The organism is Corallococcus sp. NCSPR001 (genome assembly GCF_017309135.1).
Lineage (GTDB): Bacteria > Myxococcota > Myxococcia > Myxococcales > Myxococcaceae > Corallococcus.
Genome location: NZ_JAFIMS010000002.1, coordinates 1,644,684 through 1,663,399, shown reverse-complemented (window position 1 = coordinate 1,663,399; position 18,716 = coordinate 1,644,684). Strand labels below are relative to the sequence as shown.

Genomic DNA, 18,716 nt, shown 5'->3' with positions numbered 1-18,716 from the left:
GCGCGTCACGAATCCAGGATGAGGCACGTGTCGCCGAACTCGTGCCCCAGGTAGCCCGCCGCTTCCGCATGCGCCGAGGCCCGGAGCAGCAGCGGAAGCGGCGCGAAGGACTGGAGCAGCGCATGGTGGCTGCTCCCCGGATCGTGCACGCCGGTGAGCAGCCCGTGCACCACGCGGGGCACGTAGCCGGGCCCGAGCAGCAGGTCCGTCACGTCCTCGCCCGGCACCAGCCTCCCGTGCTGGGTCGCGCGCCCTTCCAGCGCGCGCACCACGGTGGTGCCCACCGCCACCACGCGCCCGCCCCTCGCGCGGGTCTCCTCCACCAGGGACACCGTGCGCTCGGAGATGTCCGAGCGTTCGGGCCGGGGCAGCGCCGCGTCCAGCGCCGCGTCGCCCGTGGAGGAGAGCCCCGCCGCGTGCGTGAGGGATGCCCAGCGCACGCCGCGCGCCTTCAGCCGCAGCAGCACGGACGCGGTGAGGGGCAGCCCCGCGGAAGGCATCTCCGCGGCCCAGGGCCGTGAGGCGTAGAGCGTCTGCACGTGCCACAGCGCGAGCGGTCCTGCCGTATACGCGTACTGCACCGGCCGGCCCGCCGAGTAGAGGGCATGCCAGAGCGCCGCGCCGGACCGGTCGAAGGCCACGCGCAGGAGCCGGGGGGATGGGGGCAGCACCTCCACTACGCGCGCGGTGAGTCCTCCGACGTCCAGGCGCGCGCCGACGGGGAGCTCCGGCGGAGGAGGACGGTCCTCGGTGCGTCGGCGCCAGTCCCCCGCTCCGAAGAGGACGGCGGTCCAGGTGTCGTCGGGTTCGTGGGAGAGGAGCCGCAGCTCGATGGCGGCGCCCGAGTGGGTGCGGCCCGTGAGGGAGCCGGGAAGCGTGGCCGCGTCGTTCATCACCAGCAGGTCGCCTTCGCGGAGCAGTTGAGGCAGCTCCGAGGCGACGGTGTCGGTGAAGCGTTCACGGCGGGGCTGCACGTGCAGGAGCCTCGCGGTGTCGGGGCGTTCCCGGGGCCAGCGTGCGGCGTTCATGCGGCCTCCCAGCTCGCGGCCTCGAAGCGCTGGCCGGACGCGGTGTCACGGGCCTCCACGAGCGCGAGGATGCGCGCGGCCACGTCTTCCGGCTTCGCCAGCGTCGCGGGGTCGGCGTCCGGGAGCGCGTCGCGGTGCATGGCCGTGTCCATGTCCCCGGGGTCCACGGTGAGCAGGCGCACGCCGCTGCCCTCGAACTCCGAGGCCCAGATGCGGGTCAGGTGCTCCAGCGCGGCCTTCGACACGCTGTAGGCGCCCCAGCGGGGATAGGCGGACACGGCGGCGTCGGAGGTGATGTTGAGGATGAGTCCCCGGCCCCGGACGACCATGCTCCCCGCGACGGCCTTCGTCAGGCGGAAGGGCCCCAGCAGGTTGACCTCCAGCACCTGCGACACGTCCTCGCACGCCGTGTCGAGCAGGAGCGGCAGGGGCGTGGGCCCCAGGGTGCTCGCGTTGTTGATCAGGACATCCAGCGGGCCCACGAGCGCGGTGGCCGCGCCGACCAGCGGGTAGATGGCCTGCTTGTCCCCCACGTCGAAGGCGAGCCCGTGCACCGCCAGTCCTCGCGCCTTCAGGGGCGCCACCGCCGACTCCAGCACCTTCGCGTCGCGAGCCACGCCCACCACCCGGGCGCCCCGGAGGGCGAAGGCTTCCATCAGGGCCCGGCCCAGTCCGCGGCTCGCGCCCGTCACCAGCACTGCTTGATTCCGCATGTCCATGGCATGTCTCTCCTTGGGACATGGATAGCGGATGGGTGCCGACAGGATGGCATGGGCGCCAATGCGTTGGCAGAATGCCAGCGTATGAGCGAAGAGGACCTTCCAGGCAGGCTGGCACGCAACCTGCGGACGCTGCGGGAGACGCGAGGGGCCACGCAGGTGCAGTTGGCGAAGCTGGCGGGCGTGCCCCGGGCCACCTGGGCGCATCTGGAGTCTGGAGCGGCGAACCCCACGCTGTCGGTGCTGCACCGGGTGGCGGGGGCGCTCCAGGTGTCATTGGAAGAGCTGCTGGCCCGGCCCAAAGCGAGCGCCCGGCACTACCGGAAAGACAGCCTGCCCATGAAGCAGCGAGGCGCGGCCTTCCTGCGCAAGCTCCTGCCGGATCCAATTCCGGGCATGGAGTTCGACCGGATGGAGCTGCCGCCCCGGGCGCGCATCACCGGCGTGCCGCACACGCCGGGCACGCGTGAGTACCTGGCTTGTGAGTCCGGCACCATCGCGCTGGTGGCCAGCGGCGAGCGCTTCGTGCTGGAGGCCGGAGACGTCGTCGTGTTCCGGGGAGACCAGAAGCACTCCTACGAGAACCCCGGCGCGCGCACGGCGGTGGGCTACTCCGTCGTGCTGCTCGCGCCGTCGCTGTGAGCATGCGGACTGGGGTGGAAGCATTCGAGGTGCGACCCGGAGCTGGACGATGCGCATAGGTGTCTTGGCGCTGTTCGCGGCCTGGCTGATGGTGGGCTGCGCGGGCGTGGAGACTTCCTCCACGAGAGGGAGTTCACGGACCTTCCGGCAGGGCATCTCGCAACCCGTCCGAATGCCAGCGGGGACGGTCCTCCTCGCACCTGCCGGGAAGGTCTCGCGCGAGGCCCTGGAGGTGGGCCTGCTGGACGTGGACGCCTTCGAGACGTTGCTGGTCCGCGCCGGGATGGAGGACGTGGACGCATTGCCCCTGCGCCGCAATCCCTTCACTCCGGACGACGCAGTGGAGGTGCTGGACCGGCTGATGGAGAAGCCGGTGACGCTCGGCACCTTCCCGCCGCGCATGGTGGCGGGGTTCCTGTTGCGGGAGGTGTTGGAGCGCGGAGAGGTCTCCCGCGAGGAACTGGCGCGGCGGGTGACGCGCTTCGCCCGCGAGCAGGTGGCGATGCTGCGGCCAGATGGATACCTCGCGTGGGCGCTCAATGGGCGCACGCAGCAGAAGGTCGCGTCCATCGTGTGGAGGAACGGCGCCTTCCGCGCGGGCAACTTCGAACTGGGGCGTTTCTACAGTGGCAAGGGCGGGGTCTTCCGCCCGCTCGATGCGCAACTCCGGGTGTCGGACTCAAGGCCGCTGGCCGAGGTGTACGACGACGCGGATGTCGTCAGCCGCTCGCTGGATGGCGCGGAAGACGCCTTCGTGGAGCTGTATCACGCACTGGGACAGGTCCTCTCCCGCCCTGCGGACAGCATCGCGGGCCTGCGCCACCTTCCCGCGAGCGTCGTGGCCCTCATCGCGTCGTCACCTGAGTATTGGGAGCGCTTCCAATACATGACCGCCGGCGAGCAGATCCGCGAGACGGCCCGGCTAATGACGAGCGTCGTTGCCATCTGGGGCGCGACGACGGCGACGACGCGGACACTGAAAGGGCTGGCCTCGGGTATCGACGCCACGGTGCCCGTGCTGTCGCTGTCAGCGGAGGGAGCGCTGGTACTGGAGCGCATCTCGGTCCCCGTGGGACGTACAGCGGCGGTGTTGAGCAGCGGCCCCGGGGCGGTCATCATCCTCCAGCGAGTCGATGACTCAAGCTCAGAAGGCTCACCCTCAAGCGGGCCCAAGGGCTATTCGTCCTTCAAGTCGTTCAAGCGGGCCATGGGACCGGCCGGGAACGGGAAGGAGTGGCACCACATCGTGGAGCAGACCGACGGGAACGTGGCGCGCTTCGGCCCACAGGCACTCCACAATACGGTGAACGTCATTCCCTTGGATGAGGCCGTTCACCAGCAGATCAGCGGGTTCTACTCCTCGATTCGTTCCTTTTCTCAAGGCAGGACTGTGCGTGGATGGCTCAGCAGTCAGTCATTCGAAGCCCAGCGAGCGTTCGGCCTGAAGGTCCTCCGTGATTTCGGAGTCACGCCATGAAGCAGACGTCGCTGAAGCAGGCTTCCATTCATGAACTGACGGCAGCTTTCGCAAAGGCCGCGGAGTTGCACGGACAGGCGTCCGTCGAAGGCAAGCACCGGTCCGCGAATGCTCAGTACGACAAGCTCATCGCCACATCGCGGGAACTGCGCGCCCGGGGAGAGGATGGACGTTCAGCGCTGACGGGACTGCTGGAGGACAGCAATCCTCGCGTTCGTCTCTGGGCGGCATCTCATGCCCTGGAATTCGCGCCCGCGCTCGCGGAGGCGGAACTGGAGCGGTTGGCCCAGGGCCCTGCGGGCGTGGTGAGACTCGACGCTGAGATGACACTCAGCGAGTGGAGGGCTGGGAACCTGAAGTTCTCAGACACCTGAGCCTACGCCCCGCCGCCCTGCCAGGTCAGCATCCCCATCACGCCCACGTCGCGGGCTCCTCCCGCGTGGATCCTCCAGGGCACCGCCACTCCGAACTCCAGGGACTTCAGCGGGCGCGCCAACAGCCCCGGTGACAGGAGCAGGGTAGAGGTGCCGTCCTCGTCCCTCCAGCCAGCCTCCACCATGGGCCTCAGCGGCCCCAGGGCCAGCACCGCTCCGGCCGCGAAGTCCGGATGCAGCTCGCTTCCCAGGCCGCGCACCCCTGGCAGCTCCTCCGCCTTCAACTGGAGGTTGAAGCCCACCGGTCCCACATCCTGGTACGCCAGCAGGTAGGGCTCGAAGCCCGGGCGGAAGCGGTCGTCCCGGATATCGCGCGTGGCCTCCAGGTCCATGCCCACGCTCAACGTGAAGCCTCGCCGGCTGTCGTTGATCAGCGCCAGCCCGATGCCCGCCTCCGCCGTGTCCAGCCCTCGCGGATCCTCCGGCGTCGTCAGCGCCACCTTCGCTTCCAACTGCACGCGGTCGCTCAGGCCGTATTCGGCACGCACCGGCAGCTCGAAGCGCGTCTCATCGTCCTGACGCGTCCACTCCAGCCCCGTGCCCAGCTCCACCTGCCCGCGCTGCTGCGGTGGCGCTCCGTCTCCGAGAAAGAACTCCTGCACCCGCCCCTGCACCCCTTCCCCCGCCATCGCCGGTACCGAGAAGAGGCCCAGGAGTCCCACCGTGACGAGCCGCCGTCCGTTCGCCATGCCCGCACGGTGGACACGGTCTTCGTGCTCCGGGGCCTCTCCGCCGTGCTCCCCACCGCTCGGCCGCCCGCCCGCTTCGGGAACAACCCAATGCGCTGGCGCTCTCCGTAGGGGCTTGCGTCACCCTGCGTGGGGGTGGCAAGCCTGCGCTCCCTCTTCTTCGAGACCGCCCCCATGCCCCTCCCCTCCGCTCGACACACCGTGGCCCTGCTGGCGCTCGGCCTCACCGCCTGTGGCGGCAAGGACGTGCGCCCCGGTGATGAGAACCCCAACCCCGTCACCGACCCCTGCGTGGAGAGCACCACCGCCGACCCTGCCAGCGGGACGTGCGCGCCCCTGCGGTTGCAGTGCGCGAAGGACCTGAGCGGCTTCAAGACGGACCGCTACGTGTGGCGCGACCGCGACTGCCACGTGCGCTCCGTGTCGCTCGTGCGCAACGACGCGGCGGACCCCGCGGGCTGGAATGGCGGCTACATCCGCCGCTACACCTACGAGGTCGCGGGCGCCGAGCGCGTCTGCGACGGCCAGAGCACCCAGGTGCCCGGCTGGGGCATGGTGACCAGCCACCTGAAGGAAGGCCAGACGTGGGGCGCCTGGACGCAGGACGTGCGCGGCACCGGCCGCTTCGTCTTCAAGGGGGCGCACCATGCCCTGCACGAGCTGAAGTGGCCGCTGTCGCTGGATGGCCGCGTGGTGCAGGTCACCGTGCAGTACCTCTTCGCCACCGGCCGTGACCATCCGTTGTACGCCATCACCCACGACGCGTCCGGCTTCCCCGCGAACCAGATTGAAGCCGACGTGCGTTCGCCCTACGGCGACCTGGCTTTCGACGGCAACGCCAGCACGGACATCGCCGGCCTGGGCTGGGGCGACCGCTTCCGCTTCGTCACGCTGTCCTCCCCCGTGACGATGAACACCGGCTGGGATTACCGCGAGCCCAACGTCGTCCCCTACACGCGCATGTGGACCGCCGCGCCGGACGCGGAGATGGGCGCGGTGCAGACCCAGACGTGGGAGCAGAAGCCCGCGGGCGGCTACTGGCTGTATCCGGAGTGGGGCACGCGCCACGCCAACGGCCCCATGCCCGTGGACTACAACTGGCCCTACCAGCTCAACCAGTACGAGCTGCCCTCCGTCACCAATTCGCACCGGCTCGCGTGGGGCAGCAACTTCGGCGCGGTGGGCCTGTCGCAGTACCCGCGCCTGGGTGATGACGGCGTGATGCTCTCCGGCCACCCCTACCAGAGCTACTCCGTCTTCATGGTGCTGGGCACGCACGCGGCCAACCCCGTGCTGTCGCTCGTGTCGGAGGTGGAGGCCTGGCAGGGCGTGAAGCTCACCGCCTCCCAGGGCACCGTGCGCACGCGCGGCCCGGGCGGCGTGGGCCGCACCGACTCCGTCACCTACGACGTCGCCGGCTACAACCCCGTCTACGCCACGTGGGAGGCGGACGCCGCCTCCAACCGCGTGACGCTGGCGTTCGACACCGCGGGGCGCACGCTCGCGCACCCCATGCTGGTGGTGCATGGCTACACCGCCACCACGGCGCCCACGGCGGTCACCCTGGATGGCCAGGCGCTCACCGCGGACACGGACTACTTCGCTTCCGTGGACGTGGAGGGCAAGGCGCTCTGGCTCACGCTCCAGCGCGACCTGAAGGGCACCGCCACCCTGAAGGTGGAGTAGCCCCACGCATGGGACGGGCCCCTGACACTCTCGCGAGTGCCCGGGGCCATCCCTGTCAGCGCTTCACGCCGGACCGTCAGTCCGCGTCGCCGCTGCCGCCGTAGCCCTGCGGGGCGTTCGAGCGCAGCCGCTGCCACTGGGCGCGGGCGTCCTGCTCCACGCGCTTCTGCTCGTCCACGCGGCGCCGGGCGTCCTCCACCTCGCCCTTGGTCCGAGCGACGACGGACATGAAGTTCGCCTCGGACAGGTTCTTGGCGCGCACATCCCCGCTCTTCTCCAGCGCCTGGTACTCGGCCAGGCTGAGCTCGGACTCCGCCACCCTCAGCTCGGCGTCGCGCAGGTCCTTCTCCGCCTTGGCGGTGTCCGTCTTGCGGTCGTGCCAGGCCACCTCGGCGTCCGCGGCGGCGCGTCCCGCCTCGGCGCCCAGGAGCCTGGATTGCGCCTGCGCGATGGCGTCCCGCTGACCGGTGGCCTCGGCGGCCTTCACCGCGGCCTTCTCCGCCTCCATGCGGCTCTTGGCGGCGTCGTTGTTGCGGCGGGCCACTTCCGCGGCGCGCTCGGCGTCACGCACCGCCACCTCGGCGCGCGTCACGTTGTCGGCGGCCTTGGTGCGGGCCATCTGCGCGTCACGTACCTCGCCCAACTGGTCCTCGGGGACGCGCGCCAGCATCGCGTCGTCCACGCGCGCGGCCTTGGAGCTGCTGCACCCGGCGCTGAACGCCACGGTCGCCCCCAACGCCAGTCCCATCACCCAATGACGCTTCGTCCTGTTCTGGAACATGCTCTCAATCCCCCGTCCAAGAAGATGACTGGGGAAGAACGTAGACACGCTCCCGTCACGCGACAGGGGCCACGGACGCCGCCGTTCCCCCTGGAATCGGTCCGCGTCCGGGCAGGCCGTGGAGCAGGCAGGCTTGGCCCCTTTTCCTCTCCGCGCCGTTGCCGTCCCGCACTTTCGTCACGGGGGATGTCCCAACCCGGATGGGGTGCGTGTCTCAAGGGCGCGCGAACGACGCGCCACCAGGGAGAGGGACGACATGAAGCGAACCGGATGGGGATTCGTGCTGGGAACGGGCTGCGCGCTGATGGTCGCGGCCTGCGGCGCCGGGCCCGAGGACCTCGGGGGCACGGAGTCCGTGAAGATGCGCATCTCGCTGGCGGGTGACGCGTGCGGCGTCACCTCGGCCGAGGCGACCGTGAGCGCGCCGGACCTCCCGCCCTCGTATCCCCAATCCCTCTACGTGGGGAATGGCTACATCGAGGGATACCTGAGCAACATCCCCTCCGGGGCCGGGCGCAGGGTGGACGTGAGGGCCTACAACCAGGCGGGGCTGGAGGTGTACGCCGGCACCACGTTCGTGGACGTGTCCTCCGGCTCCGTGGCGTACGCGCAGCTCCAGTTGATGCGCAATCAGCGGAACTGCCCGGGCGGGGGGACGGGCGACATCTACATCATCGGCACGCTGGAGGGCACCGGCCCGGACTGGGACGCGGGCTACGACGCGGGCCCCGGTCCGTCCTACGACGCGGGCGTGTACGACGCGGGCGTGTACGACGCGGGCGTGTACGACGCGGGATAGAGAGCGTGGAGGCGCGTTGTGGCCCTCAGGTGCCCCGCCCGTAGAACCACGCGGTGAGGGCCAGGCGGGTGGCGTGGGCGGGCAGCACCTCGTGCTCCAGCCGCTCGCTGAGGAACACCACCAGGCGGTCCAGCACCGGCGCCACCTCCACCGGGGCGCCGGTGTCCTCCGGGAAGAGGCGCAGCATGCCGCCGTGCTCCGGCTTCCAATCCGCGTTCGCGTACCAGATGGCGGTGAGCCGGCGGTTGAACTGGCCGGGGAACGCGTCGCGGTGGCGGGCGTAGTGCGCACCGCCGCCGGGGTAGCAGGCGAGCTGCAAATCAAAGCGTCCCAGCCCCAGGTAGGCGCCCACGGACACGGCCTCTCCCAGCGACTGGAAGTGGTGCCACAGGGCTTCGAGGTCGGGGGCGGCGCCGGGCAGCACCCACTCGATGTGGTCGCCACGCACGGACGCATCCAACGTGCGGCCGGCGCCGCGCCGGATGCCCGCGGGCTTCAGCATCCCGGCCTTTACTCGCGCGAGCGCCGCGGCCCTTGCCGCCAGCGCTCGCGCCTCGCCAAGGAAGGCGTCCCGAACGAAGTATCCCCGGGAACCCAGGGCCTCCGCCTCCACGTCCGTCAGCTCCATCCTGCGTGACTCCTTCGCGAGTCCCTGTCCGGAAGCCCGCGTCCGACACGCTGCACCAGGACGCCCCCGTTCCGGAAGCGGGTAGACTTTCCCCCATGGCGAAGAACGTCACGCGAGCCCTCTCCCTCGTCGCCGCGGTCGCGCTCGGCGCGCTGGGGGCCTGGGTGCTGCTACGCCCCACGTCTCCCCGGCTGCCGGACACGGCGGCGGTCGTGGAGCAGATGCGGGAGGTGGCCCGGCTGGAGACGCTGGACGTGTCCCTCTACAAGAAGGTCACGTTCTCGCCGGAGCCGCAGGCCACGGACGCGCTGTGGAAGGACGTGCTGCTCTGGGCCAGCTACACGCTCCAGAACCCGCACGGCCGCGCCATCGTGTTCGCGGACGCGCACATGGGGTTCGACTTCCAGCGCTTCGACGCGAGCCACCTGCGCGCGGTGGGCACGCGCGTGGATGTGCTCCTGCCGCCGCTCCAGGTCACGGTGGCCTTGCGGCCCGGGGAGACGGAGATCATCGACTCCAACCTGGACAGCGCGCAGACGGCGCAGCTGTTGGAGAAGGCGCGGCTGGCGTTTGAAAAAGAGGTGCGGCAGGACCGGCGCCTCCAGGAGAAGGCGCGTCAGTCCGCGGAGCGCTCGCTGCGGGGCCTGCTGCTCACGCTAGGCTTCCGCGAGGTGCGGTTCGTGGAGACCTTGCCGGTGGGGAGCGCGGGATGACGGAACGTCTGGAGTTGATTCAAGGAGACATCACGCGCATCGCGGCGGACGCGATCGTGAACGCGGCGAACTCCGGCCTGTCGGGTGGCGGCGGCGTGGACGGTGCCATCCACCGCGCGGCGGGACCGGAACTGCTCGCGGAGTGCCGCACGGTGGGCCGCTGTCCCACGGGCGAGGCGCGCATCACGAAGGGCTACCGGCTGCCCGCGGCCCACGTCATCCACGCCGTGGGCCCCTCATGGTGGGGCGGGGACCGCGACGAGGACGCGCTGTTGGCCTCGTGCTACCGGAGCACGTTCGCGCTGATGGAGCAGCACGGGCTGCGCACGGTGGCGTTCCCCGCCATCTCCACCGGCGCCTATGGCTTTCCCATCGAACGGGCCGCGCCCATCGCGCTGCGGGAGATTCGCGCGGCCCTGGCGCGGCGGCCGGAGCTGGAGCGCGTCACCGTGGTCCTCTTCAGCGAGCAGGACCTGAAGGTGTATCAGCGGGCGCTGAACGCGTAGGTCACGTGCTCCGCAGCGCATCCCCCTCCAGGACGAACGACCCGGGAACCCCGTCCGGCGCGTGCCCCAGCGCGGCGAGCCTCCGCACCGATTCACCGTCCGAGTCGCGGCACAGGAGCGCCACCTCGCGCCGGCCCAGGCTCACGCGCAGCGGGCCTCCTCCCGTGGCGGCCTCCAGCCTGCGGCGCTGGGCCTTCGTGAGCAGCCGTGCGCCGTCATGCCCGTCGCCGCCCGCCACCGCCCAGATGCCGGAGAACGCCTCCGCCAGCCGCACCTCACTCTGGTCGATGACGACGGGCCGCACGTCCGCGGGCCTGAGCTCCAGGTTGTGCCACGCCGCCGCGTCCACCGCTTCGAGCGTGAGCCCCGCCTCCTTCAGCGCGGAGGCCGGCAGGTAGCGCACGAACTCCGCGTCCTCCAGCACATAGAAGACCTCCAGTCCCCCGGGCCATGGACGGAACAGCGCGCCCTGGGTCCCCGCCACGAAGCCCTGGGGCCGCAGCACCGGGCGCAGCGCGTCCAGGGAGACCCCCGTGGGCCCCACTCCCGAGGACAACCCGCCCAGCCTCGACGCCAGCGCCTCCACGTGCGCGGTGAGCCCCTGCGGGCCCGGCGCCTCCTGATACGCGGCATACAGCGAGCCCACGTCCACGCGGCCCACGCCGCCCGAGGCCAGCTTCACCAGCAAGTCGCGGCCCTGACGCCGGAAGGCCACGCCCGCGCGGCCCAACGCGGCGGTGAGCGCGGCGGTGAACTCTGGACGCAACACCTGCTCCTCGGGCGCGGGCGGCGGAGGCAGGTCCGCGGCCTCCAGCTCCGCGCGCAGCAGCTTCGCCTCCGCGTCGAAGGGATCCCGCTCCACGGCCTCCGCCACGTAGGCGCGGGCGCGTGCACCCTCGCCCTGCCGCAGCGCGAGCACGGCCAGCACCTTGAGGGCCTCCGGATCGCCAGGGTTCAGGACCAGCGCTTCGCGCAGCTCGGCCTCCGCCTCCCGGTGACGCTCCAATCCCAGCAGCGCCCGCGCGAGCCCCAGGCGCACCTGGAGGTCCTTGGGGAAGTCACGCCGCAGGGCCTGCATCAACGGCAGGGCTTCGCGCTCCGCGTCCGCGTTGACCAGCGCATGCGCCACGGTGAGGCGCAGCGTGGGCCCGGGCGTGCGCGCGGCCTCGTCACGCAGCGCCTCCAGCTCCGCGCCGCTGAGCACTTCACCCGCCTCCACCTTGCGGCGCAGGCGCTCCAGTTCCACCGGGGAAATCACACGCGGACTCTAATGCGGACTTCCTCGCCATCAATGCGTGACGTCATGCGCGTCCTCGGGCCCGGCCGTCTCCTCCTCGCCCCGGCTCTGGGAGAGGAAGTCGTCCAGGGCGCCCACGTCGATGGGCTTTCGGAAGACGGCATCCACCTGCGCCAGGCTCGCGCGGTTCTGGCCCCGCACGTCCATGCCGGTGACGATGGCCAGCAGCGCATGGGGAGAGATCCGCCGCAGCTCACGCGCCAGCTCCCAGCCCGTCATCTCCGGCATCACCGCGTCCAGCAGCGCGGCGTCGTAGGGCTGCTTCTCCCAGACGCGCAGGGCGATGTCCGGGCTGTGCGCCACCTGCACCTCGTAGCCCTCCTCGCCCAGCACCTCCGCCATCATCCGCGCGTTGTCCAGGTCGTCGTCCACCACCAGCACGCGGCGCGCGCGCCCGGGCATGCGCGGCATGGGTCCCGGTGCCTGCGCGGACGGCGGCTCGGCGGACACAGGCGCCCCGGCCGAGACGTCGCTGAAGCGCGGCAGCCGCACGATGAAGCTCGCGCCCGAGCCGTCGCGCCGGTTCTCCACCGTCAGCTCTCCGCCCCAGCGCTGCACCTGCGTGCGCGCCACCGCCAGGAACAGCGAGAACTGCGGCGCCCCCGGGTCCCGGCGCAGCGGATCGAATAGGCCCGCCAGCTCATCCTGCGCGTAGGGCCGTCCCCCATCCTCGATGCGCAGGTCCAGCCAGTCCTCGCCGAAGGGGCGCGAGCGGACCACCAGCGTGCCGCCCTCCTCCATGCGGTCGCGCGCGGACAGGAGCAGGTTCACGATGAGTTCGCGGAAGAAGCCCGCGTCCGCCTTCACGCCCCACGGGAAGCCCAGGTCCAGCTCCGTGTGCACCGGGTGCTGACGCTGCTCCAGCTCGCCCCGGGCCAGTTCCAGCGCCTCGCGCACCGTCTGGTCCACCGGCACGTTGCCCAGGCGCTCCTCGGTGCGCTGCACGCTGAACTCCTGCAGCCGCGCCACCAGCTCGCCGATGTTGCGCACCGTCTTGTCCAGCGCTTCCACGTGCTCGGGCTTGTATTCGCGTTGCAGCAGCGTGATGCGCAGGCGCAGCACGTTGAGGAAGTTGTTGAGCGCGTGCGCGGCGCCGCTCGCCAACTGCCCCAGCGCCTGCTGCCGGGTGCGGCGCAGGAGCTGTCCCTGGAGCCTGCGCACCTCGCCGTGCGCGTTCTCCAGGGCCTTGGTCTTCACCGCGGCCTCCGTGCGGTCGCTGAAGGTCTGGATGACGCCCGCGAGGACCTGGTCCTCCTCCCACACCGGCGTGGCGCTCATCTCCAGCGTGGCGTCCCCGCCGCCGGGGCGCTCCACCTGCATCATCACGCCACGCACCGGCGCCTTCTCGCGCAGCGCGCGCAGGAAGGGCATGTCCTGCACCTTGAAGGGCTCGCCCGTGGGGTGCCGCGCGTTGACCTGGGTGAGCACGGGGCCCAATGAGCCCGTGGCGCGCGCGCCCACCACCGCGCGCATGGGCACGCCCATCAGGCGGCTCACCGGCGGCGAGGCGAAGGACACCATGCCGTCCGTCTCCGCCAGCAGGATGCCCACCTCCACGTGATTGAGCACCGACTCCATCACCGCCGCCTCGCGGAAGCGCACCTCCTCCGTCTTGAGCACGCGCGCGTAGGAGGCCTGCGCGGACGCGTCCGCCTCCCACACCAGCTCCGAGACGAGCTCCGCCACGTCCGCGTGGATGACGCCTCCGTTGCGGCGTGAATAGACGTAGAGCAGCACCTCCTGGAGCGACTTGAACTCGCGGGTCAGGTCCTCGGGTTCGAAGTTCTGGTCGTACCGGAAGGACCCGTGCGAACGCACCACCTCCGGCCAGAGCCGGACGGCGTCCTCGCCCCGGTCCTCGAGCAGCCGGGCAAGCTCATCCAGCAGATGGCGCAGCGGCGCGCGCAGGTCCCGGCCGGGGACCTCCACCTCGTACGTCTCCGCGCGCAGGCGCTTGGACCACAAGCGCGTGATGCGCTCGCCCTCGTCCGAGAGCAGACCCGACAGCGCGGCGATGGCGTCATGGGAAGAAGGCACGCTCAAGGGCGCACGATGCGCACGCCCCGGGCGCCCAGCCACCCGCCCCCCGTCCCCGCGCGGTGCGGCAATGTCAGGCGTTCCACATGAACGCCTCCATTGCGGGCCCCGAGCCCCCGCCTGCCCGCCCCCCCTGGCCGCGGCGAGCGGTCGTCCCCACCTTTCCAGGCACGGATGAGCGCGAAGGAGCACAGGAAGAACGAACTGGAGCAGCCGGAGGTCTCCCAGCAGGCCATGGCGCAGCTCTTCCGTGGCGAGCTGAGCCGTTCGGACACGTGGCGCACGCGACTGGACACCACGACGAACTGGGCGCTCACCACGACGGCGGCGGTCATCTCCTTCGGCTTCGCTTCGCCGGAGAGCTCGCACGTCACGTTTCTGGTGGGCATCTGGATGGTGGTGTCCTTCCTGCTCATCGAAGCCCGGCGCTACCGCTACTACGACCTGTGGAACCGCCGCGTGCGCCTGCTGGAGGACGGCTGGTGGGCGCCGATGCTGCGGCGCGAGCCGGTGGATCCGGATGCGCTGCGGGAGCTGGCGGTGGAGATGTCCCGGCCGCAGCTCCAGCTGTCACTGCTGTCCGCCATCGCGACGCGGCTCAACCGCGCGTACGGGCCCATCCTCATCGTCCTGTTGCTGACCTGGTTCTTCAAGGTCTACAGCCACCCGCGCCCCCCGCGCGACTTCGGGGAGTTCGTGGACCGGGCGCACGTGGCCTGGATCCCGGGGCCGGCGGTGATGGGCGCGCTGCTCTTCCTCACCGTGGCGGCGGCGTACCTCTTCACCGCGTCCTTCTTCATCCGGGCGCCGCTGGGCGAGCTGCGCACCCGGCCGCGAGGACGCAGGGCCGCGCTGTGGGAGTCCTTCTACCGGCCCTACGCCATCCAGCGCCGCAAGCGCCCACGGACGGGCGGACGCCCCAACGCGCCGCGCCCGCCGGCCCCGTTCGAGCACTGACCCTAGCCGCCCAGCTGCGCGCCCACCTGCGCCATCAGCGCCATCACCCGGGCGCGCGTGGGGGCCTGCAAGTCCGGCCGCACCGCGATGGCCTGGAGCATCTGGAACACGGGCGTGCCCCCCTCCAGGTGCTGGGCCGCGACCGCGAGCAGCGCGGGCTCCTCGCCGGGCGCCAACCCTCCGGCCACCACCCAGGCGCGCAGGTGCTCCAGCGCGCCCGCGTCGAGCGACCGCGTGTTCAGCGCGTCCAGCAGCGCCCGCTGCACGCCCCGGTCCTTCTCCGTCTCCAGCGCGTCCAGCAAGAGCCGCGTGGCCAGCTCCTGCGGGGCGGCGCGCAGCGCGTCCGCCGCGGCGGCCCGCACGTCCGGAGACTCCGCGCGCAGGTGCGGCGGCACCACGTCCATCAGCCGCTCCGCCCGCGTGCCCCCCATCGCGCGCAGCGCGTGCGCCCGCGCCTCGTCCCCCGAGGCCTGGGCCACCGCGGTCTCCAGCGTCCGCACCGCCGCGCGCGCCTCCGCCGACTGCGGGTCCAGGTGCGACGACCAGACGCCCAGCGCGTAGGACGTGGCCCGCTCCACCGGGACGTCGTGCTCCGTCCGGGCGCGCTCCAGCAGGCCGTTGATCATCACGCCCGTCTCCGGCTCCGGCTTCGTCAGGAACCCCGCGCGCTGCACCATCATCACGTACGCGCCCGCGTGCTCCCGGGCCTCCGGCGACTGGAGGAGCGTGCGCAGCGTGGCCTGCGCCTGCGCGTGCCCCGCGCCCACCAGCAGGTCCAGCATCAGCTCGCGCATCGCGGGCTTCGTGCCCGGCTTCAGGAACAGGCGCGCCAGCTCCTGGCAGCGCTTCGGCTCCAGCGTCAGCGCCGCGATGGCCCGCCGCGCGAACACGTCCATCTCCGCGATGGCGTCCGGGCCGCTGGCGTCCTCCAGCGTCTCCAGCAGCGCGTCCACCGTCATCCCGTCCGCCTGGCCTTGCAGCGCCGCCGTCTCCGGATCCAGCTCGAAGGCAATCTGCGACGGCGTGCGAATCACCAGCTTCTGCTCGTCCGACGACGGCAGGGGCTGCACCTCCCGCGACTGGTACGTCAGCCGCAGGCGCAGCCGCTTGGACACGAGCACGCGCCCGTCCGTGCCCAGCGCGTCCAGCACCTCGTCCTGGCTGATGGCGACGAGGTGCCCTTGCGCGTCGCGGTCGAAGGTCGTGAGCGAGCCCAGCTCCTGCTTCGCCACCGTCGCCGCGCCCGCCGCGCGCAGGCTCTGGTAGCGCGACCTGCGGCGCGTCAGCCGCGAGGTGTCCCCCGGCTCGAAGGCGAACGTGGACTCCACTTCGCCCGTCTGCGTGGACTCGGTGGTGGTCCAGGACGCCGCGTCGCGCAGCTCGGAGGGGAACAGCTCCGCCGACAGCGTCTGCGCGAACTGGCGGAACAGCGGAGGCTCCGCCTCGGAGAAGCGCACCGCCTGGAGCGCGCCGCGCGCATCCAACTCCAGCCACGCGCTGGCGGTGTCCGGCAAGTGGGCCTGCAACGCCGCCGCGTCGGGCAAGAGCGCCTGTCCGGAGAGGACGGCTTCGTGCCGCGCCAGCCGACGCAGCGTCAGGCGCAGCCGGGTGCCCGTGGCGCGCGTCTCCAGCGCCTGGAGCGTCAGCTCGCCGTCCAGGTGCAGCACGCCCTCCAGCTCCTGGGCCTTCGCGTCCTGCGACGGCATGGGCAGGGCCACGCGCGTCAGGTCATCCCAGACGAGGTGGAAGGTGTGCGCCTCGCCCACGCGCCAGCGGAACAGCGGCAGCCGGTGGGCGGACTCGGCGGGCTGCACCGTCGCGGCGGACGGGAACGGCTCGGACAGCCAGAAGGGCAGCGCCCCCAGGCACACCAGGGCACCCAGGCCAGCCACGCCACGAACGAGGGTCGAGCGACGCATGAAACACTCCGGAAGCAAGAAGTCGAAGGAAGAGGGAACCGCGCCCCCGGGGCCATGGAAGCCAGCCCCGGGGGTCCTGCGAGAGCGCGCGCGGCTCAGTACAGCTGCGCGAGCGGCAGGTAATGCTGGTCGTTGAAGAGCTGCGCGCTGGTGCCGATGCCCGGCCACGACACGATGGGGAACTCCGCCTTCAGGAAGCCCAGCTCCGCGAACAGGGAGAGCCGGCCATCCAGCGAGCGCAGCGTGAAGTTCAGACTGGTGCCCAGCCCCAGGAACAGCGTGTTGGGGTTCGTCGGGTGCGTGGGCGAGCTCAGCGCGACGCCGATGCGGCCCTGGAGCGGCAGCTCGAAGCGCAGGATGGTCAGCGTGCCGCGGACGCCAATCTGGAGGCCCGGGATGCCGATGGCCAGCGACACGAAGCCGTTGGCGGACGCGTAGGGCCCGATGTTGCCCAGCAGGTCCAGCGTGATGAGGTTGCGCGTGCAGTCACGGCCCAGGGCGCCGCCCATCGACGCGACGATGCCCACCTCCACGGACAGGCCGCCGCTCACCGTCACGGGGATGAACCACACCATGAAGGTGGCGCTGCCCTTGGCCGCGTCCTTGTCCACGAAGGGCTTGCGCTCCACGAAGGTGAAGCGCGCCGGGTAGGACTGGTCGAACGTGAAGACGGGGTTGCCCAGCACGCGCGCGCTCAGCTCCACCCGGATGGCCGAGGGCTGCGTGGACGCGCGGCCCTTCAGGTAGGCGACCTCCGTGCGCGTCGGGCTGAACACGTTCGCGTAGAGCCCCAGCTCGCTGAAGATGGCGGCGTTGGTGTCGCACCAGTTGCCGGTGAACGCGGAGCCGGGCGTGGACAGCTCCCAGCCCGCGCGCAGCGAATAGCCACCGCCGAAGTTGTTGTCACCCGAGTAGCCGCCCGCGGAGAAGTCCTGCCCCTGGCGCTTGGTCATGGTGACCGGGTTCGTGGGCGGCTGCTGGTTCGCCGCCTGCTGCGCCAGGTACTCCGCCAGGAGGCGGGTGTACGCGGCCACCAGCGTCGGGTTGAGCGTGTAGTCCTTCTGGTCCAGGCCCTTGATCTTCAGCCGGTCCGCGTTGCGGATGAAGCTCTCCGCGCCGAAGTCGTTGCCGGTGACGGTGAGGCACTGGCGCAGGTCCGCCTCGCGGCGGGGCACCATGACCGCGTCCACCATCGCCTTGTAGCGGCGGGGGCTCCAGTCACACGCCGTCGTCTTGTCCGTGACGAGGCAGCCCTCGGCGTCCGCCTTCTCCAGCGACGCCTCCAGGGCCTTGTCCAGGCCGTACAACTGCTCGGCGGTCTTCTCGTCCAGATCCACCGTGCTGAAGTCGCGGCTGCGCAGCATCTCCGACTCGCGCTGCCAGCTGGCGTAGGCGGCGTTGCGCCGGTCCAGCAGGGCGGAGAAGGCCTCCTGGCGCTGCTGCGAGTCGTTGAGCACGTCGTCCGCGACCTTGCTCAGCGACTTGCTCATGACCTGGTGCCACGCGTCCGAGGGCAGCACCGCCTGACGGGCCTCGGCGTTGTTCGCCTTCCGGGCCGCCTCGGAGGTGAACTCGTAGGCCTTGGTGTTCTTGGGGTACGGCCCCGGCACGAAGCGGAAGTACGCGTTCTTCTCCACGCGCGTCTTGCCGTCCCAGATGGGCGCCTGCTTCACCCCGTCCTTGCTGAACAGCGTGCGCTCCGCGATGCCCCTGGAGCCGTAGGCCGCGTTGAACTGCGCGCGGAAGTCGTCGCCGAACCGGCCCGCGTCCTGCTCGAAGCGGCTGTAGTCGTAGTGCTTCTCGTGCACGAACTCCTGGCACGAGCGCTCCAGCACGCCGTTGGCGTCCCACTCGCCGCGCTGCTTGTTGTACGCCGCCTCCACCTTGGTGAGGTTCTTGTAGTCCTTGCGCGCCAGCACCTGGCCGCGCTGCACCTGGCCCACGATGGACTCGTCCGAACCGGAGAAGAGCGTGTCGAGGACGGCGTTGGGCTGCACCGCCACCGTCTCCACGCCGCCGCCCATGGTGTCGGGCAGCAGCGCGGTGCGCTTGGACGCGGACGTGTAGCGGGCCTTCCACTCGGACTCCATCAGGCCCTGGCAGAAGGCGTCGTTCTCCTGGCCGCACGCGGACGCGCGGTAGTCCACGTTGGAGCACTCGGTCAGCGTGGGCTGGGGGCAGGTGGCCGCCAGCGCCTGGGGCGCCGCCAGCGACAGGGTGGACAGCATGGCCCAGCGCACGGGGCGCGGCAGCCGGACGGGGGTTCTGCGCAAGCTCATGGACAGCCTCATCGGGGTGCGCACGGGCCAGCACGGCCCGGACACCGCGGCCCATGAGCACGAGGCGTGCCGGGGCTTTTTCCCCCGCGCCCCAGAGGGAGCGGCTCGAGCCGTGAGGACGCGCA

At 71.4% G+C, this 18,716-nt stretch carries 17 protein-coding genes; 8 read left to right on the top strand and 9 right to left on the bottom strand.

From position 1 onward, the window contains the following. Positions 1-5: 5 nt before the first annotated feature. Both JYJ93_RS08915 and JYJ93_RS08910 read right to left on the bottom strand, forming a co-directional pair. On the bottom strand, positions 6-1,028 hold the full coding sequence (locus JYJ93_RS08915) for an S-adenosylmethionine:tRNA ribosyltransferase-isomerase (protein ID WP_206787976.1): 1,023 nt from the start codon (positions 1,026-1,028) through the stop codon (positions 6-8). Next, the gene (locus tag JYJ93_RS08910; RefSeq protein WP_277989460.1) at positions 1,025-1,741 is read right to left on the bottom strand and encodes an SDR family oxidoreductase; all 717 of its coding nucleotides are present in this window, start codon (positions 1,739-1,741) and stop codon (positions 1,025-1,027) included. The genes JYJ93_RS08915 and JYJ93_RS08910 overlap by 4 nt, the downstream gene beginning before the upstream one ends. Positions 1,742-1,831: 90 nt before the next feature. Between JYJ93_RS08910 and JYJ93_RS08905 the strand changes: the two genes are divergently transcribed. The 3 genes from JYJ93_RS08905 to JYJ93_RS08895 are packed head-to-tail and all read left to right on the top strand — an operon-like array spanning position 1,832 to position 4,240. Continuing rightward, positions 1,832-2,389 carry an XRE family transcriptional regulator gene (locus tag JYJ93_RS08905; RefSeq protein ID WP_206787974.1) on the top strand — a complete coding sequence of 186 codons (558 nt, stop codon included), beginning with the start codon at positions 1,832-1,834 and terminating at the stop codon, positions 2,387-2,389. 49 nt (positions 2,390-2,438) lie between these two features. Then, positions 2,439-3,866: a hypothetical protein gene (locus JYJ93_RS08900; protein WP_206787965.1), complete on the top strand. Its 1,428-nt coding sequence runs from the start codon at positions 2,439-2,441 to the stop codon at positions 3,864-3,866. After that, positions 3,863-4,240 carry a DUF2019 domain-containing protein gene (locus JYJ93_RS08895; protein WP_206787963.1) on the top strand — a complete coding sequence of 126 codons (378 nt, stop codon included), beginning with the start codon at positions 3,863-3,865 and terminating at the stop codon, positions 4,238-4,240. The genes JYJ93_RS08900 and JYJ93_RS08895 overlap by 4 nt, the downstream gene beginning before the upstream one ends. Before the next feature lie 2 nt (positions 4,241-4,242). Here the strand turns inward: JYJ93_RS08895 and JYJ93_RS08890 are convergent, their stop codons facing one another. Continuing rightward, the gene (locus tag JYJ93_RS08890) at positions 4,243-4,989 is read right to left on the bottom strand and encodes a hypothetical protein (RefSeq protein WP_206787961.1); all 747 of its coding nucleotides are present in this window, start codon (positions 4,987-4,989) and stop codon (positions 4,243-4,245) included. A 174-nt stretch (positions 4,990-5,163) separates the two neighbouring features. On the opposite strand from JYJ93_RS08890, the gene JYJ93_RS08885 reads away from it, so the two are divergent. Next, a complete protein-coding gene (locus JYJ93_RS08885) occupies positions 5,164-6,675 on the top strand; it encodes a hypothetical protein (RefSeq protein WP_206787959.1) in 1,512 nt (503 codons plus the stop codon). A gap of 76 nt (positions 6,676-6,751) precedes the next feature. Here the strand turns inward: JYJ93_RS08885 and JYJ93_RS08880 are convergent, their stop codons facing one another. Next, positions 6,752-7,456, bottom strand: a complete 705-nt coding sequence (locus JYJ93_RS08880) for a hypothetical protein (RefSeq protein ID WP_206787957.1) — start codon at positions 7,454-7,456, stop codon at positions 6,752-6,754. A 256-nt stretch (positions 7,457-7,712) separates the two neighbouring features. Here JYJ93_RS08880 and JYJ93_RS08875 point away from each other — a divergent pair, with 256 nt between their 5' ends. After that, a complete protein-coding gene (locus JYJ93_RS08875; protein WP_206787956.1) occupies positions 7,713-8,255 on the top strand; it encodes a hypothetical protein in 543 nt (180 codons plus the stop codon). 25 nt (positions 8,256-8,280) lie between these two features. On the opposite strand, the gene JYJ93_RS08870 is transcribed toward JYJ93_RS08875, so the two are convergent. Further along, entirely contained in the window at positions 8,281-8,883 is a 603-nt protein-coding gene (locus tag JYJ93_RS08870) for a 2OG-Fe(II) oxygenase (protein WP_206787953.1), read from the bottom strand. A 95-nt stretch (positions 8,884-8,978) separates the two neighbouring features. On the opposite strand from JYJ93_RS08870, the gene JYJ93_RS08865 reads away from it, so the two are divergent. Continuing rightward, positions 8,979-9,596 carry a DUF4230 domain-containing protein gene (locus JYJ93_RS08865; RefSeq protein ID WP_206787951.1) on the top strand — a complete coding sequence of 206 codons (618 nt, stop codon included), beginning with the start codon at positions 8,979-8,981 and terminating at the stop codon, positions 9,594-9,596. Beyond that, positions 9,593-10,102, top strand: a complete 510-nt coding sequence (locus JYJ93_RS08860; RefSeq protein ID WP_206787949.1) for an O-acetyl-ADP-ribose deacetylase — start codon at positions 9,593-9,595, stop codon at positions 10,100-10,102. The genes JYJ93_RS08865 and JYJ93_RS08860 overlap by 4 nt, the downstream gene beginning before the upstream one ends. A gap of 1 nt (position 10,103) precedes the next feature. Here JYJ93_RS08860 and JYJ93_RS08855 read toward each other — a convergent pair whose 3' ends face one another. Then, positions 10,104-11,360: a tetratricopeptide repeat protein gene (locus JYJ93_RS08855; RefSeq protein WP_206787948.1), complete on the bottom strand. Its 1,257-nt coding sequence runs from the start codon at positions 11,358-11,360 to the stop codon at positions 10,104-10,106. 30 nt (positions 11,361-11,390) lie between these two features. Continuing rightward, positions 11,391-13,436, bottom strand: a complete 2,046-nt coding sequence (locus tag JYJ93_RS08850) for a hybrid sensor histidine kinase/response regulator (protein WP_206800204.1) — start codon at positions 13,434-13,436, stop codon at positions 11,391-11,393. Positions 13,437-13,610: 174 nt separating this feature from the next. Here JYJ93_RS08850 and JYJ93_RS08845 point away from each other — a divergent pair, with 174 nt between their 5' ends. Further along, entirely contained in the window at positions 13,611-14,393 is a 783-nt protein-coding gene (locus JYJ93_RS08845) for a DUF2270 domain-containing protein (RefSeq protein WP_206787946.1), read from the top strand. Between the two features lie 2 nt (positions 14,394-14,395). On the opposite strand, the gene JYJ93_RS08840 is transcribed toward JYJ93_RS08845, so the two are convergent. Together JYJ93_RS08840 and JYJ93_RS08835 are read right to left on the bottom strand one after the other, a co-directional pair. Continuing rightward, positions 14,396-16,312 (bottom strand): HEAT repeat domain-containing protein, encoded by a 1,917-nt coding sequence (locus JYJ93_RS08840; RefSeq protein WP_206787944.1) that lies wholly within the window; start codon positions 16,310-16,312, stop codon positions 14,396-14,398. A 95-nt stretch (positions 16,313-16,407) separates the two neighbouring features. Next, positions 16,408-18,591, bottom strand: coding sequence for a hypothetical protein (locus JYJ93_RS08835; protein ID WP_242543736.1), 2,184 nt, complete (start codon positions 18,589-18,591; stop codon positions 16,408-16,410). Positions 18,592-18,716: the final 125 nt, after the last annotated feature.

What these genes read in the sequence shown, in the direction of transcription:
- JYJ93_RS08890 (WP_206787961.1), bottom strand. Translation starts at nt 4,989, where the DNA reads ATGGCGAACGGACGGCGGCTCGTCACGGTGGGACTCCTGGGCCTCTTC.
- JYJ93_RS08915 (WP_206787976.1), bottom strand. Translation starts at nt 1,028, where the DNA reads ATGAACGCCGCACGCTGGCCCCGGGAACGCCCCGACACCGCGAGGCTC.
- JYJ93_RS08885 (WP_206787959.1), top strand. Translation starts at nt 5,164, where the DNA reads ATGCCCCTCCCCTCCGCTCGACACACCGTGGCCCTGCTGGCGCTCGGC.
- JYJ93_RS08845 (WP_206787946.1), top strand. Translation starts at nt 13,611, where the DNA reads ATGAGCGCGAAGGAGCACAGGAAGAACGAACTGGAGCAGCCGGAGGTC.
- JYJ93_RS08900 (WP_206787965.1), top strand. Translation starts at nt 2,439, where the DNA reads ATGCGCATAGGTGTCTTGGCGCTGTTCGCGGCCTGGCTGATGGTGGGC.
- JYJ93_RS08860 (WP_206787949.1), top strand. Translation starts at nt 9,593, where the DNA reads ATGACGGAACGTCTGGAGTTGATTCAAGGAGACATCACGCGCATCGCG.
- JYJ93_RS08840 (WP_206787944.1), bottom strand. Translation starts at nt 16,312, where the DNA reads ATGCGTCGCTCGACCCTCGTTCGTGGCGTGGCTGGCCTGGGTGCCCTG.
- JYJ93_RS08880 (WP_206787957.1), bottom strand. Translation starts at nt 7,456, where the DNA reads ATGTTCCAGAACAGGACGAAGCGTCATTGGGTGATGGGACTGGCGTTG.
- JYJ93_RS08835 (WP_242543736.1), bottom strand. Translation starts at nt 18,591, where the DNA reads ATGAGCTTGCGCAGAACCCCCGTCCGGCTGCCGCGCCCCGTGCGCTGG.
- JYJ93_RS08870 (WP_206787953.1), bottom strand. Translation starts at nt 8,883, where the DNA reads ATGGAGCTGACGGACGTGGAGGCGGAGGCCCTGGGTTCCCGGGGATAC.
- JYJ93_RS08865 (WP_206787951.1), top strand. Translation starts at nt 8,979, where the DNA reads ATGGCGAAGAACGTCACGCGAGCCCTCTCCCTCGTCGCCGCGGTCGCG.
- JYJ93_RS08875 (WP_206787956.1), top strand. Translation starts at nt 7,713, where the DNA reads ATGAAGCGAACCGGATGGGGATTCGTGCTGGGAACGGGCTGCGCGCTG.
- JYJ93_RS08895 (WP_206787963.1), top strand. Translation starts at nt 3,863, where the DNA reads ATGAAGCAGACGTCGCTGAAGCAGGCTTCCATTCATGAACTGACGGCA.
- JYJ93_RS08910 (WP_277989460.1), bottom strand. Translation starts at nt 1,741, where the DNA reads ATGCGGAATCAAGCAGTGCTGGTGACGGGCGCGAGCCGCGGACTGGGC.
- JYJ93_RS08905 (WP_206787974.1), top strand. Translation starts at nt 1,832, where the DNA reads ATGAGCGAAGAGGACCTTCCAGGCAGGCTGGCACGCAACCTGCGGACG.